Source organism: Acerihabitans sp. TG2, from assembly GCF_035013185.1.
Lineage (GTDB): Bacteria > Pseudomonadota > Gammaproteobacteria > Enterobacterales > Enterobacteriaceae > Acerihabitans.
Map to the genome: position 1 here is coordinate 107,662 of NZ_JAYGJO010000005.1, position 14,361 is coordinate 122,022.

General features: G+C 51.9%; 8 protein-coding genes and 1 pseudogene. 5 read left to right on the top strand and 4 right to left on the bottom strand.

Annotated features, from left to right (window positions below; translation table 11 throughout):
• Positions 1 to 30: 30 nt before the first annotated feature.
• Positions 31 to 1,119 (bottom strand): pectinesterase family protein, encoded by a 1,089-nt coding sequence (locus SJI19_RS06330; protein ID WP_323477423.1) that lies wholly within the window; start codon positions 1,117 to 1,119, stop codon positions 31 to 33.
• A gap of 535 nt (positions 1,120 to 1,654) precedes the next feature.
• The gene (norR, locus tag SJI19_RS06335) at positions 1,655 to 3,211 is read right to left on the bottom strand and encodes a nitric oxide reductase transcriptional regulator NorR (protein WP_323477537.1); all 1,557 of its coding nucleotides are present in this window, start codon (positions 3,209 to 3,211) and stop codon (positions 1,655 to 1,657) included.
• 158 nt (positions 3,212 to 3,369) lie between these two features.
• Here norR and norV point away from each other — a divergent pair, with 158 nt between their 5' ends.
• The 5 genes and pseudogenes from norV to nirB all read left to right on the top strand — a co-directional run.
• Positions 3,370 to 4,785 carry an anaerobic nitric oxide reductase flavorubredoxin gene (norV, locus tag SJI19_RS06340; protein WP_323477424.1) on the top strand — a complete coding sequence of 472 codons (1,416 nt, stop codon included), beginning with the start codon at positions 3,370 to 3,372 and terminating at the stop codon, positions 4,783 to 4,785.
• 11 nt (positions 4,786 to 4,796) lie between these two features.
• The gene (gene norW, locus SJI19_RS06345; protein ID WP_323477425.1) at positions 4,797 to 5,930 is read left to right on the top strand and encodes an NADH:flavorubredoxin reductase NorW; all 1,134 of its coding nucleotides are present in this window, start codon (positions 4,797 to 4,799) and stop codon (positions 5,928 to 5,930) included.
• 48 nt (positions 5,931 to 5,978) lie between these two features.
• Positions 5,979 to 6,851, top strand: a complete 873-nt coding sequence (tehB, locus tag SJI19_RS06350; protein ID WP_323477426.1) for an SAM-dependent methyltransferase TehB — start codon at positions 5,979 to 5,981, stop codon at positions 6,849 to 6,851.
• A gap of 279 nt (positions 6,852 to 7,130) precedes the next feature.
• A complete protein-coding gene (locus SJI19_RS06355; protein ID WP_323477427.1) occupies positions 7,131 to 8,414 on the top strand; it encodes a nitrate- and nitrite sensing domain-containing protein in 1,284 nt (427 codons plus the stop codon).
• A 324-nt stretch (positions 8,415 to 8,738) separates the two neighbouring features.
• Positions 8,739 to 11,657 (top strand): annotated as a pseudogene (gene nirB, locus SJI19_RS06360) (nitrite reductase large subunit NirB); the annotation flags it as partial.
• A gap of 53 nt (positions 11,658 to 11,710) precedes the next feature.
• Here nirB and narL read toward each other — a convergent pair.
• Both narL and narX read right to left on the bottom strand, forming a co-directional pair.
• Positions 11,711 to 12,361 carry a two-component system response regulator NarL gene (gene narL / locus SJI19_RS06365; RefSeq protein ID WP_323477428.1) on the bottom strand — a complete coding sequence of 217 codons (651 nt, stop codon included), beginning with the start codon at positions 12,359 to 12,361 and terminating at the stop codon, positions 11,711 to 11,713.
• An 18-nt stretch (positions 12,362 to 12,379) separates the two neighbouring features.
• Complete coding sequence (gene narX, locus SJI19_RS06370; RefSeq protein WP_323477538.1) at positions 12,380 to 14,134, bottom strand: nitrate/nitrite two-component system sensor histidine kinase NarX; 1,755 nt, start codon at positions 14,132 to 14,134, stop codon at positions 12,380 to 12,382.
• Positions 14,135 to 14,361 lie beyond the last annotated feature (227 nt).

Here is a 14,361-nt window from a genome sequence, read left to right on the forward strand (position 1 = left end):
AGTACTCCCCCTGTCCTGTTTGCGCGTGACTTAGTTGGGCACCCAGTCCCCAAAGATGGCCGGCAAGGTAAAGGTCGCCAGTTGCGCATCCGTCAGTTGTGGTCGGTCTGGATTGATCGCGGCGCCCGGCCCGCGGCTGTGTGCTTCAAAGAAGCGTGAGCTCTGGGGGGAAAACCAGATTTCGGCACCCTGTTTATCCTTACCTGACATGCGGTCCCAGCCGTAGATGTGGTCGTCCATATAACAATCAATAAACACCGACTGCCCGATGGCGTCTGGGTCGGCGTAGCGGCCATCGTTAAACGTGGTGGTGGGATGCCAGGGTCGGCCAAGGGCAAAGCTTTTTTCCGGCACACCGGGTTCTTTCAGTAATTGGCTGTGCAAAAAAATCAGCCCATAGGGCGCAGTGATTTTGGTGCTTGGGGCGGTGAGATAACCATAGGGCGGCGCAATATCGCCACGATTACGGGCGATAATCTTGCAATGATCGAAGACCATGATCCCCGAGCCGAAAATAAAGTCCACGTGGCCGCTGATGTCGCAATCGGTGAAATAGCTGCGGCTGCCGGTTTTGCTATAAAGTGTGTCCTGATAACCTTCAAGCTTCACGTGTTTAAAACGCGCCCGGTCACTGTTCTCGGCCAGCAACAGCGCCACCGCCTGGGTATCCTTCAATTTGCCTGGTGCGCCATCTGCCAGCGCCTGATTGGCAGGAAAGTCGAAGCCGTTACGGATGGTCAGATTCTCGGCGGTGAAATTTTTGCCATTCACCAGTACGGTGCTGCTGCCCGACGTACCCCATTTTTTGCCCTGCGGGTTCAACATGCCGGAGGCCGTGGTGGCGGTAATTATCGTCTCATCGCGCGCTTCGCCTTTTAAGGTCACGTTGGCGCGGTTGATCTCCAGACGTTCATGGTAAACGCCTTTTTTCAGCAACAAGGTAAACGGCGTATCGTCCGCGGGGGCTGATTTCAGCGCCGCCGCAATGGTTGCAAACTCATTATTCTGTGCCTGCGGTGACACCACGGCCTGATACTGTGCGGCATCCGCCACGCTGCTGAGGGTAAAAGCGATCAGCCCCAGCAGCAGCGTCCGGCCAGGCGAAGGCGTAAACGTCATGTTTTGCTCCTTATTTCAGTGAATCGGTTACGTTAGCGCAAAAAAAATATAATAGGCACTAGCCATGCACTAAAAAATAAGCAATAGGCTACAGCGGCGTGTTATAAAAAATAATGCCGTATGAGATTCTTACTCTGCCAGCCCCTCTGGTAATACATAGAGTATTAAAAATAAAACACCGTTTTATTTATCTCGATCACAAATTTTACTTATGACGGACCTGTGTGATAAAAAGGCGCGGTTGCCGATAGGATCGCTAACTTCAACGTCAAAGAGTACTGGTCATCGGGGTTTTATAGGGCGAGCAGCAAGTCGGTATCCATGCACTGATTTTATCCAAACAATGTATGATTTTCATCACGCAATATTTTTCCCAGCACAGGTCGCTGATGTGTGGGTGCACCTTATTGCAAAAAACGAAGAGGGTGGTTCCTAGCTAGGTTTGGTGTAAATAGGCGTTGTGAGCATATCAATACTCTGGCGCATATTCACTGGCTCAAATACCAGCTAGATGTACTTTTATAAGGAAAATAGTTCAAAATCGGCTTTGAGACTTCATCCCCAACCGCTTAGCAAGCCTGTGAAGATTACCGCCATCCACACCAAGAGCCTTTGCACTGGCAGACCAGTTCATCTGATTTTCTTGCAAAGCTCGGGTGATGAGTTGACGTTGGAAATGCTGCGTGGCTTGTTGAAGGCATGGTGTGATCCCGGCAGAGGGTTTCATCTCAGCGTTGGTATATTCTTCTGGCGTGTCCGATGCTGATGGTTGGATATTGAACAAATGAGGGTGTAGCACAACTTCCTTCTGATTTTGCGATGCACGCGCTAACACCGTTGCGCGCTCAAGGGCGTGTTTCATCTCCCGTACATTCCCCGGCCAGCCGTAATTAACCAGCATGGTCAGGGTGTCCGCTGGTAGGCTGAGTTGCGCTATCCCGAGTTTGTTTTTGATATGCTCGACAAAAAAACCGGCGAGCAGAATGATATCTCCTTTGCGCTCACGCAACGGTGGCACGTAAAGCGGGAAAACGCTCAGACGGTGGAACAGATCAACACGGAAATGTCCGTCAACGACAGCTCTTTTAAGGTCGCAGTTAGTGGCGGCTAAGATGCGCACATTGACACGTTTGGTACTGTCTTCGCCTACGCGTTGCAGGTCGCCAAATTGAATCACCCTCAGGAGTTTGGCCTGCAACACCAGTGGCAGTTCGCCGATTTCATCGAGAAACAGCGTGCCGTTGTCAGCCATTTCAAACTTGCCGATGCGGTTGTGAATCGCACCGGTAAATGCGCCTTTTACGTGGCCAAACAACTCACTTTCCGCCACATTTTCCGGCAACGCCGCGCAGTTCAGATACACCAGAGGTTTGCCGGCGCGTGGTGATGAATGATGAACGGCATTGGCGACCAGTTCTTTGCCGACGCCGGTTTCGCCGGTGATCAGGACATTTAGATCCGAGCCTGCGACCACACTGATTTCGTGCCGAAGCTGTTGCATCGATGAGGAAAGCCCGACCATTTCTTCATCTGTTCGATAGGACGTCTGTTTTCTGCCGTTAGCCCCACTGCTTGCCGGTAATGCCTGCTTTTCAAGCGCATCCACCAGCAACGCATTATTCATCGCTGATGATGCCAGCGCGCCAATCAGCCAAAGTTCTTCATCGCTGAATGCATCAAATTGCGCTGGATTCATGCTATCGAACGTCAACGCACCAATCAGTTCCTGATCGGCAAACAGCGGTAGCCCAATACAGGCGTGGACTTTTAATTCATTGTGTCCGGGAATCAAACCATCGTAAGGATCGGGCAAGTGGCTGTCGGCCGGAAAACGTACCACGTTGCCCGCGCGGGCAATGGCTTCCAGCCGTGGGTGGGATGACAGCGGAAAACGACGGCCAAGGACATCCGGGGACAAACCATCAATCGCTAACGGCCGGAATTGCTGGTTCTCATAACGCAACAATGCAGAAGCATCGCATTCAAGCAGTTTTCTCACACTGCCGATCAGGCGCTGAAAACGGTCTTCACCGGTAAGACCGTGTTGTAGTTCGATAGCGATATTCGCCAGAGATTGAATCGACAGGCTCATAGTTGTCATTTAGACACAGTTATAGTCAATATGACCATAATACCTCAATGTCAAAATGACTTAAACAATTTAAATTTGTTTAAAATCAATTAAATAAATCTGGCATGCCCCTTGCCTTATTAAATGAAGTAAACACTTCACTTATTCAGGATGCAATCATGGCTGTTCAGGTAAAAAACAATATCACTTGGGTTGGGCAAAAAGATTGGGAAGTTCGCGACTTTCATGGCACCGAATACAAAACCCATCAGGGCAGCAGCTACAACAGTTATCTGATCCGTGAAGGTAAGAACGTGCTGATTGATACGGTCGACCATAAGTTTAGCCACGACTTTGTGGCGAATTTGGAAAAGGAAATCGACTTAACGACCCTAGATTATATTGTTATCAACCATGCGGAAGAAGACCATGCCGGTGCGCTGACCGAGCTTATGTCGCACATTCCCAATACACCAATTTACTGTACCCCCAATGCAATCGATTCGATTAACGGCCACCATCATCACCCAGAATGGAATTTCCATACGGTGAAAACCGGCGACACGCTGGATATTGGCCAGGGTAAGCAGCTGATTTTTGTTGAAACACCGATGCTGCATTGGCCGGACAGCATGATGACTTACATGACTGGCGACGCGGTACTTTTTAGCAACGACGCCTTTGGTCAGCATTATTGCGACGAGCATCTGTTTAATGATGAAGTCGATCAGGCTGAACTCTACGAGCAGTGCGCCCGTTATTATGCCAACATCCTGACACCATTTAGCCGCCTGGTGACGCCAAAAATTAACGAGATCCTCGGTTTTAATCTGCCGGTTGATATGATTGCCACCTCCCACGGCGTGGTATGGCGCGACAATCCGACGCAAATCGTGGCTAAATACCTTGAATGGGCGGCGGACTACCAGGAAGATCGCATCACTATTTTTTACGATACCATGTCGTCCAATACCCGCATGATGGCTGACGCGCTTGCTCAGGGTATTCATGATACCGATCCCCTCGTTGCAGTGAAAATCTATAATATTTCTCGTCATGATAAGAACGAGATCCTGACACAAATTTTCCGTTCCAAAGGTGTACTGGTAGGTTCTTCCACAATGAATAATGTGATGATGCCAAAGGTCGCTGGAATGCTGGAAGAGTTGGCAGGCCTGCGTTTTCGCAATAAAAAAGCCGCTGCGTTTGGTAGTTTTGGCTGGACCGGGGGGGCAGTGGATCGCATTCAGACCCGCCTGATGGATGCCGGGTTTGATATCTCCCTGTCATTAAAAACCAAATGGCGACCCGATGGCGGCGCACTGGAGGAATGCCGCGAACATGGTCGTAACATTGCCCACGAATGGGCGCAGCACCCGATCAATGCGATCGCGCCGTTTGCGCCTTGCGGTGATCCCGAACAGAAATTGGATGCTGGTGTTTCCATGATTTGTACCGTTTGCCAGTGGGTGTATGACCCGGAACTGGGCGAACCTCTACAGGATATTTCGCTGGGTACTGCATGGTCTGATGTTCCGGAATCTTTCCTTTGCCCAGGCTGCGCGCTGGGAAAATCCGTATTTGATCCGATGTGACAGGAGGTCAAATGGAACAGAATATTATCATTATCGGTTCCGGTTTTGCGGCGCGCCAACTGGTGAAAAATATTCGCCGCATTGACAAACGGGTGGCTATCACCCTGATTGCGGCCGACAGCGGTGACGAATATAACAAGCCAGATCTGAGCCATGTTTTCAGTTTGAGGCAAAAAGCTGACGATCTGACGCGTCAGGACGCTCAGCAGTTTGCCCAGGAAAATAGCCTCAGTTTACATACGCATACGCGAGTAACGGCGATTGACCGTCAGAGGAAGCAAATTTTTTGCGGCGAGCAACGTTTCAATTATCAGAAACTGGTTCTGGCTACCGGCGCCCAGGCCATCTTGCCTTCGGTTTCGGGAAAAGAATGGATTTTCACCTTCAACAGTCAGGCTGAATACCGGCAACATCAGGACGTTTTACACTTAGCTCAGCGGATTGTCGTGCTGGGCGGCGGTCTGATTGGTACCGAACTGGCAATGGATCTGTCTCGTGCCAGTAAGCAGGTCACGCTGGTGGATCGTGCTCATAGCCTGTTAGCTGCGGTGATGCCTGCTAAAATCAGTAGCCGTTTGCAGCATAAATTTAGCCAGATGGGCGTTGAGATGGCATTGAATAATGAGCTGATTCGCATCGATAAAACGGCAAAAGGGTTAGACGTCTCGCTGAAAAATGGCCTGACAATCAACGCTGGCGCGGTGATCGCCGCCATCGGCCTGAAGCCGGAGACTTCACTTGCTGCTGACGCCGGTTTGAATACTCAGCGCGGTATTCTGGTCAACGGCCAACTGCAAACCTCGGATCCTGATATTTATGCGCTGGGAGATTGCGCCGAAATTGAAGGTAAGGTACAGCCGTTCCTGCAACCGGCGCAGCTGGGTGCAATGACTCTGGCGAAAAATTTGCTGGGCGGGACGGGAACACTGCGTCTTTCGGTTATGCTAGTTAAGGTCAAAACGCCGGATCTGCCGCTGTTTTTTGCCGGAGAGACTCGTCGAACTGATCTGAGTTGGGAAATAACGATGAGCAGTAAGGGCATGATGGCGCAAGGGCATGACCCTCAGGGACAGCTTTGTGCATTTATCGCTACTGAAGAAAGTACGTCACAGGCTTTTACGCTGCTGCGTAAATTACCTTATTGATCAGCATACAGACTGAATCAATATTCTGAATAATCTAGGAAAACACGCATGAACGAGTTATTGCCTTACAAAACAATGCCTATTTGGAACAGTAAAAACCTACCTGAAAATTTTATGCAGCAGCACAATACCGAAATGGGTACTTGGGCCAAGCTAGTTATTTTGCAAGGTTCATTAACCTTTGCCATGACCACGGAGTTCGGCAAAGTCACTGAGACCCAGATATTTACCCCAGAGAGTCTTACGCCGTTTGTTGAACCCCAGCAATGGCACCGCATTGTTTCCTTTTCAGATGATATGCAGTGCCAGTTGACGTTCTATTGTACTGTTGAGGATTATTTCACTAAAAAATATCAGATGACGAGGACGCATTCAGACGTGATTGAGGTTGCAAAAATTATTGCTCCTGGTCAGGTCCTGGACTTGGGGTGCGGTGTCGGTCGCAATGCCCTTTACCTGAACCGGAAGGGATTTAATGTCACCGCCTGGGATAAAAACCCTGACAGTATCGATCGTATACAACATCTCATTGAACTGGAAAAATTGTCGGGGATCACCGCAGAGATAAAAGATTTAAACACTATGGCCTTAACAGGCAGTTTCGATTTAATTCTCTCTACTGTCGTGTTTATGTTTCTTGATCGTGATCGAATTCCCTCACTGATCGAAAATATGCAGTCTTGCACCGTTACCGGAGGGTATAACCTGATTGTTGCGGCGATGGACAGTCCTGACTATCCGTGCCGATTGCCTTTTCCATTTACCTTTAAGTCTGATGAACTTAAGGCATATTATCAGGGATGGGAGATCATAAAATACAATGAAGATGCAGGGCAGTTACACAAGACGGATGAAAGCGGTGAACGAATAACACTGCGTTTTGCCACGTTGCTTGCTAAAAAAATCGGGTTTGTTGAATAAATCGGGCTTGTAGTCGCGATCAGGATCAAAATACGCTTTTCCTGGCGGCCTCGATAGCATACCGAAGCAAAACGAAAATTCACTATCATTCACGAGAAGATCCTTTTTGTGATAGCCACCGGCATCAGGAAAACTGAATCTTAGCCGCAGCAATTCCCGTATTGATAGCGAAATGATCTTCGGATGGTGTAGATTCATGCTTCATGCTTCATGCTTCACGCATTATGCATAAAAGCATTATTCATAAAAATAGGTAATTAGCCGGACGGAAACCCTCCCATGCGCGCAGACTCCTCTACAGCCATTCATTTTCTTCTCGCCTCGCGCCAGTGCGAACTCAATAATCTGCATTACCTGCTGAAAAGCGGCGAGCTGGTAGGCAAAATAAGTCAGTTGGTACATATGTTGCAATGTGAGCGCGGCGCGTCCAATCTCTATCTCTGCTCAACGGGAAACCGTTTTGCTGATGAGTTGACCCGGCGGGTGAACGCAGTGGATATCGCCCAACGTCCGGTGATGGACGCTCTGATACAGCTTGAGAAAACGGCTGCCGCCTTGCCGCAGTCCTCGCGGCTGTTCAGCCGGATGGCCAGCACCGTCTACGCCCTGAGTGTATTGTCACCGCTGCGCCGGAAAATCCACGAGCGTTCTCTGCCACAACCGGGGATGACGGCTTTTTTCAACGATATTATCCGTCATTTGTTGGCGCTGGTGTCTGAATTGACGGATACCGCCGCTGAACCGACGATAACACGCGCGCTGATAGCCATGCTCAGTTTTATGCAAGGCAAAGAATTTGCCGGTCAGGAGCGGGCGTTGGGCTCGGCCGCTTTTGCTGCGGGGTATTTTGACGATGGCATGCGCCGGCAAATGGTGGAACTCATCGACAGCCAGGAACGCTGTTTTGAGCGGTTTCTTGACTTCACTGATGAGATGAGCCGCAGACGCTGGTCAGATCAGGCTGCTGATAGCGAGTTCGAACGCTTCAGGCGCATCGCGTGCACCCGCACCGTGGCGAGTATCTCAGCGCAAGAGGAAGGACAGCGCTGGTTTACCTTGGCGAGTCGGCGTCTTGACGGAATGAAACAGGTTGAGGAAGGGCTGGAGCAATTGTTGCTGGCGCGGTGTCAGGAATGCATTGACGCGGCCGAACTGGCCGGAAATGACCAGCAGGCGGATATCGAAACATTCATGAGCCGCCAAGATGAACAACCGCCAGACTATGCGGTATTTGTCACCGGCAATGGAAGCTGTTTGCCAGCGAATGGTTGGTTGCACGGAGATGGGCTGCCCCCGCAGTTGGGGCGTTCATTGCTGGTGCTGATCCAGCAGCAAGATCGTCGTCTGCAGTCCATGGATCAGGAGCTTGCCGTCCTGCGGGTTACCCTGAATGAGCGCAGGCAAATTGAACGGGCGAAAGGTTTATTGATGCAACACAGGGGATTGAGTGAGCAAGAGGCTTATACTACTCTACGAGGGATGGCGATGAGCCAGAATAAAAAACTCATCGACATTGCCACTGCGATGCTGACTATCGCTGATATATTGCCGAGTCATCCCTGAGTGACGGGTGTTGCAAATTAATCTGGATTGTTTCAACGCATTGGTGGCGTGAGGCGGGGTTGATACGCATAACAACCTGGTAAAAAGGCATTCGTGATGAGCGGTGTGATTTCTTCACCGGCGAATCGGCCGTATTACTGTTAGATAAAACGTTATATACATTCTGTTCCGTGGGCCAATGAGGGTCGGTGGGACACAAACGGACAAAGGCGTCCATAGGTATACGATTATTCGTATATTTGTGGGCGCTTTTTGTTTTTCAGGGGGCTGCAGCCCGGTTATTTTCTCGGCGATAGCCTGTGGCCACCCGTCGCAAAGGATGATGTCATGAAAAAACCGGTATTAATTGTTATTGGCCACGGCATGGTGGGTCATCATTTTCTGGAAAGGCTGGTGGAGCATGGCCTACATCAGCAATATCGCATTGTGGTCTTCGGCGAGGAGCGGTATCCGGCCTATGATCGAGTGCACTTGTCGGAGTATTTTGCCGGACGTAGCGCCGAATCCTTGTCGTTGGTGACGCCTGGTTTTTTTGTGGACAATGGCATTGAGCTACGCAGTGCAAGCACTATTATCGGTATCGATCGCGCGCGCCATTGCGTGGTTGATAGCCAGGGTAAAGACCTTTCCTACGACAAGTTGGTTATCGCCACCGGTTCTTATGCTTTTGTCCCACCCATCACCGGCAGCGAGCGCGAAGGTTGTCTGGTTTACCGTACACTGGATGATTTGGATGCCATTGCCGCGAGGGCGCGTCGTTCGGAAATTGGCGTGGTCATCGGTGGCGGTTTGCTGGGACTGGAGGCTGCCAATGCTCTCAGACAACTGGGATTGGAAACCCATGTGGTGGAATTTGCGCCGCGCCTGATGGCGGTGCAACTGGATGAAGGCGGCGCTGAGATGCTGCGGCGCAAAATTGAAGCGCTGGGGGTCCTTGTGCATACCGGCAAGGATACCCGGGAAATCACGGTGGGTAATCATGGCCGCTTGCGGCTTTGCTTTGCCGGGGGCGATACGTTGGATACCGATCTGGTATTATTTTCCGCCGGTATCCGGCCACGGGATCAACTCGCCAGGGAGTGCGGCCTGAAAATCGGTGTCCGGGGTGGCATTGTCATTGATGGCCAGACCCTTAGCTCCGATCCGGATATTTTCGCCATTGGCGAATGTGCTGCATGGCAGGGGCGTAACTTCGGCCTGGTAGCGCCGGGATACCAGATGGCGCGAATCACCGCTGCAGTATTGGCAAAACAGGACGCGGTTTTTCTCGGTGCAGATATGAGCACCAAGCTGAAACTGCTGGGGGTGGACATGGCTTCGGTGGGGGATTCCCTTGCCCGCACGCCGGGCAGCCAATCTTACCAGTGGACCGATGGTCCGGCAGATGTATACAAAAAGATAGTTGTCTCCGCCGACGGTAAACATTTGTTGGGGGCAGTACTGGTAGGCGACAGCAGTGAGTACCTTACCCTGCTGCAAATGACCCTCAATCACATGGCATTGCCGCCCCATCCGGAAAGCCTGATACTGCCGGCTGGCGATGGCGATGGCGCCAAAGCGCTTGGCGTAGCGGGACTGCCTAACCAGGCGCAGATTTGTTCCTGCCATGATGTCAGCAAGGGCGATATCTGCACAGCGGTAAAGGACGGTTGCTTGGATATCGGTGCCATAAAGGCTCGCACCAAGGCTGGCACCGGCTGCGGCGGATGTGTTCCGCTGGTGAAGCAGATCATTGAATATCAGCTGACGCAACTGGGCGTAGAAGTGAAAAAAGACGTCTGCGAACACTTTGCTTATTCACGACAAGAGCTGTATCACCTGATCCGGGTCAATGATATCCGTTCATTTGACGAACTTATTAGTCGTTTTGGCCGGGGCCTTGGTTGTGAAATCTGCAAGCCGCTGGCAGGGTCGATTCTGGCGTCGTGCTGGAACGACTATTTATTGCAACCTCAGCATCTGCCGTTACAGGATACCAACGATCGTTTTTTTGCTAATATTCAGAAAGACGGCACCTATTCGGTGATACCGCGCATACCGGCGGGCGAGATCACTCCGCTGGGGCTTATCGCCATCGGCCAGGTAGCGCAGCGTTATAACCTGTACACCAAAATAACCGGTGGAGAACGGATAGCCATGTTCGGGGCCCGCCAGGAACAACTGCCCGCCATTTGGCGCGAACTTGTGGATGCCGGTTTTGAAACCGGCCATGCTTACGGTAAATCTCTGCGCACGGTGAAATCATGTGTAGGATCCACCTGGTGCCGGTTTGGTGTACAGGACTCCACCGCGTTGGCAATCCAGTTGGAGAACCGTTACAAAGGGCTGCGCTCGCCGCACAAATTTAAAATGGGAGTCTCTGGCTGTACCCGTGAGTGTGCTGAAGCGCAGGGCAAGGATATCGGTGTCATCGCAACAAATAGCGGCTGGAATCTCTATGTTTGCGGCAATGGCGGCATGAAACCCCGCCATGCTGATCTCTTTGCCAGTGATCTGGACAATGAGACCCTGATACGTACCATTGATCGTGTGTTGATGTTTTATATCCGCACCGCCGACCGGTTGCAACGTACCAGCACCTGGCTGGACAACATGGACGGCGGGGTTGACTATCTCCGGCAAGTGATCCTGCAGGACAGTTTGCATATTGTCGACGAACTGGACCGGGAAATGCGCTGGGTGGTCGACACCTACCAGTGCGAATGGCGTACCACGCTAGAAAGCCCGGATCGGTTGCCGCTGTTTCGTGCCTACCTGAACAGCGACAACCCCGACGAAACGGTGGTGATGGTGCAGGAACGCGGGCAGATCCGCCCGGCTCGTGGCGGGGAAAAAACCACCGCGTCGTTGACGCCGGAGACGGTCGATGGGGAAGCATGGTTGCGGATGGGGGCATTGGCGGATATCCCGGCTAATGCGGGCATCCCCGCACGGGTAGGACAGCGGCAGATTGCGCTGTTTTATTTGCCTGGAAACGGGCAACAGGTCTATGTGCTCGACAATCTAGAGCCAGGAAGCGGTGCCAATGTGCTGTCACGCGGCATTATTGGCGATGTCGCCGGGGAACCGGTGGTCATTTCTCCGCTCTATAAAAAACGTTTTCGTTTGCGTGACGGTGTTTGCCCCGATGATTGCAGCCTGCGGGTCAATGTCTGGCCGGTGAAAGTGGAGCAGGGGAAGGTGTGGGTGGCCCAGCGGCCAATGGCACCGGTGGAATTGCCTCATAAGGCGATCGCTGGTTGATATACCAGGCTGACAATGTGCGGTTCCGGTCGGGACGTAAACACTCGGCCGTGTTACAGCGTCCGGTTTTGCAAGGTCCAGACTGCGGCTTCGACGCGGGATTTCAGCTTCATTTTTTTCAGCAAATGTTTGACGTGGACTTTTACCGTGCTTTCGGTGATATCCAGCTTGCGGGCGATAAGTTTATTGGATAGCCCATGGGCCAGTAATTTCAAAATATCCCGCTCGCGCGGGGTCAGGGTCTGGATATCCCGTTCGGCGCCGGGGCGATTTTCCCGCAGTCCCGCCGCCAGCACCGGCATCAGCGCTGCACTGAGCACCATCTTGCCTGCCGCCGCCTGCCGGAGGGATCCCAGTAGATCCTCCGGTTCCATATCTTTCAGCAGGTAACCGTCTGCACCGTGTTTAATGGCCGTGATCACATCATCCTCGTGGTCGGACACCGTGAATACCACGATCCGGCCGGAAAGCTCAATGTGGCGCATCTCATCGAGCGTATCCAGACCGCTCATCCCTGGCATATTAAGATCCAGCAGAATCAAATCGGGATCCCATTCTTTCGCCAGCCTGACGCCTTGTTCGCCATTGGTGGCTTCCGCAACAACCCGCAGGTTACCGTCCAGGCTGATTAACTGCCTGACCCCGCTGCGCAGCATCGGATGATCGTCTATCAGTAAAATGGTTGCGGTGTCTTCATCGCTCATGACAGGTCCCTTTTTGCCTTATTGTATCGCCAGCGGTTTCGGGTAGACCACTACCCGCACTTTGGTACCGCCGGCAGGAAGGCGAATTATCCGGCATTGCCCGGGCAACCCGACGGCGCGATCTCGCATAATAACCAAGCCGTAATGATGGGGGCGTTCCTGCTCGTCCGGCAGGCCACGGCCGTTGTCGCAAATGCTCAGCACAATCTCACCGCCTTCATTGTCCGCCGTAACACTGACCTGGGTAGCCTGTGCGTGTTTAAGCACGTTATTCAGCGCTTCGCGGCAAATATGAATCAAGTGTATCACCTGGTGCGGCGTGAATGTGCCGGCGGGCAGTTGATAATCGAAATCGATGCGAAATCCCAGCTTAACGGAAAACTCATCCACCGCCACTTTTAGTGCTGCCCGCAAGCCCGGCTCGGTCATACTCAGGCGGAACGTCGTCAGCAATTCACGTAGCTGGCAGTAAGCGGTATTCATTTCCTCTCGCATCTGTTGCATCAACAGTTTATTTTTGGGCGCCGTATCCTGGCTTTGCATCTGCAGGCAGCTTATTTGCAATTTTAAACATGACAAAGACTGGGCAATACTGTCGTGTAATTCGGCGGCGATGGCGGTACGTTCCGCCATTAACAGAATTTGTTGCTGATGCTCAGATTGTCGCTCCAGCGCCAGCGTACTGGTGATCTGCTCAATCAACGTGGACATGAGACGTTGCTGAGGATTATTCAACGGTTGCCGTACCGGATATCGCGCCAGCACCAGGCCGTAATTACCCAGTTTATCCTGCAGGCTCCAACTCAGAAGCTGCAGTTCCTCGTCCTCTTCCGGCCTTGCGGGATAGACATTCTCCGCCGTATTATCCAGTTGTTCCTCACCATTACTTTCGTACAATCTGATCTGGATTTCGCGCAACGGTGTTAGGGTTTGCAATTCATCGAGCACCGGCAACAGCCGTTGGTTCAACGGCTGGTTGTTATGCAACTGCCAGCTGGTGCGATAGAGATAATCCAGCACCCGGTTTTTTTGCTGTAAATCGGCGGTCTTTTCCGTCACTCGCCGCTCAAGTTCAGCATACATTTGTGATAAGGAGTGTGACATGCTGTTCAATGTCAGGCCGAGCAGGTCCATTTCATGGTGACTCTGGCTTGCGCAGCCCGCCGGCAGCGGATAACGTCGGCTGAAATCGCCAGCGGCCACAGCGTTGGCCTGAAGCAGCAGCAGCCGCCAGGGCTGCAGTAAGCGCCGGCGTAAATAAAGAATTGTTCCCATCAACAGCAGCAGGGATAAACCGATCTCCACTTTTTGTATCAACGCCACCAACATCAGCCGGTGTTCAGTTTTCCGATCGATGGCGGATACCAGCGCATCTAGCTGACGGACAAACTCCGCCACATCGACGGTGGCATCCTGGGGATGGCGGGCCTGCAACAAGTGTGGTTTCAAGTGGGTCAACCAATAATCGTGCAGTGCCAGATATTGACCGGTCAGGTGTTCTCGCCGAACCGATTGTTGCAGGTCGTTGCCCAATTGATCCTGTTCCAACTCTGTCAGGAGCGGGAAACTGTCCTTATCCAGGGGAACCCGCGACAATAACCGGTAACTCTGCATGCGCAAGGAACCCGCCTTGTTAATAGCATGAGCGTTGCCCTGCATGCTGTGGGCCATCCATAGGGAGAGGCTCATGCCGCCGATACCCAGTAAGCTCAGGGTTAGCATTAATAGCGCCATCTGGTGAACAATGGAAAGCGGCACGGAAATCTGTCTCATCATAAGTGGACATACCTGTGTTGCGAAAAGGATGTAACAAGACCGACTTGTCGAGAACATCAGCCGGGAACGAGCTCACGACGCATTGGCCTTATGGCTTTTTACCCGGACAGGTTGCCAATAGACACTCATTGTTCCCCCGCAGCGTGAATTACCCTATACCCCTTATGGAGTACTCCCTAATAGCCAGCGGCAAATAATGAATAACACTCTTTTTTCAATAAATT

Bases quoted from the DNA above. Each gene is read 5' to 3' on its own strand.
- SJI19_RS06330 (WP_323477423.1), bottom strand. From the start codon at position 1,119: ATGACGTTTACGCCTTCGCCTGGCCGGACGCTGCTGCTGGGGCTGATC.
- norR (WP_323477537.1), bottom strand. From the start codon at position 3,211: ATGAGCCTGTCGATTCAATCTCTGGCGAATATCGCTATCGAACTACAA.
- norV (WP_323477424.1), top strand. From the start codon at position 3,370: ATGGCTGTTCAGGTAAAAAACAATATCACTTGGGTTGGGCAAAAAGAT.
- norW (WP_323477425.1), top strand. From the start codon at position 4,797: ATGGAACAGAATATTATCATTATCGGTTCCGGTTTTGCGGCGCGCCAA.
- tehB (WP_323477426.1), top strand. From the start codon at position 5,979: ATGAACGAGTTATTGCCTTACAAAACAATGCCTATTTGGAACAGTAAA.
- SJI19_RS06355 (WP_323477427.1), top strand. From the start codon at position 7,131: ATGCGCGCAGACTCCTCTACAGCCATTCATTTTCTTCTCGCCTCGCGC.
- narL (WP_323477428.1), bottom strand. From the start codon at position 12,361: ATGAGCGATGAAGACACCGCAACCATTTTACTGATAGACGATCATCCG.
- narX (WP_323477538.1), bottom strand. From the start codon at position 14,134: ATGAGACAGATTTCCGTGCCGCTTTCCATTGTTCACCAGATGGCGCTA.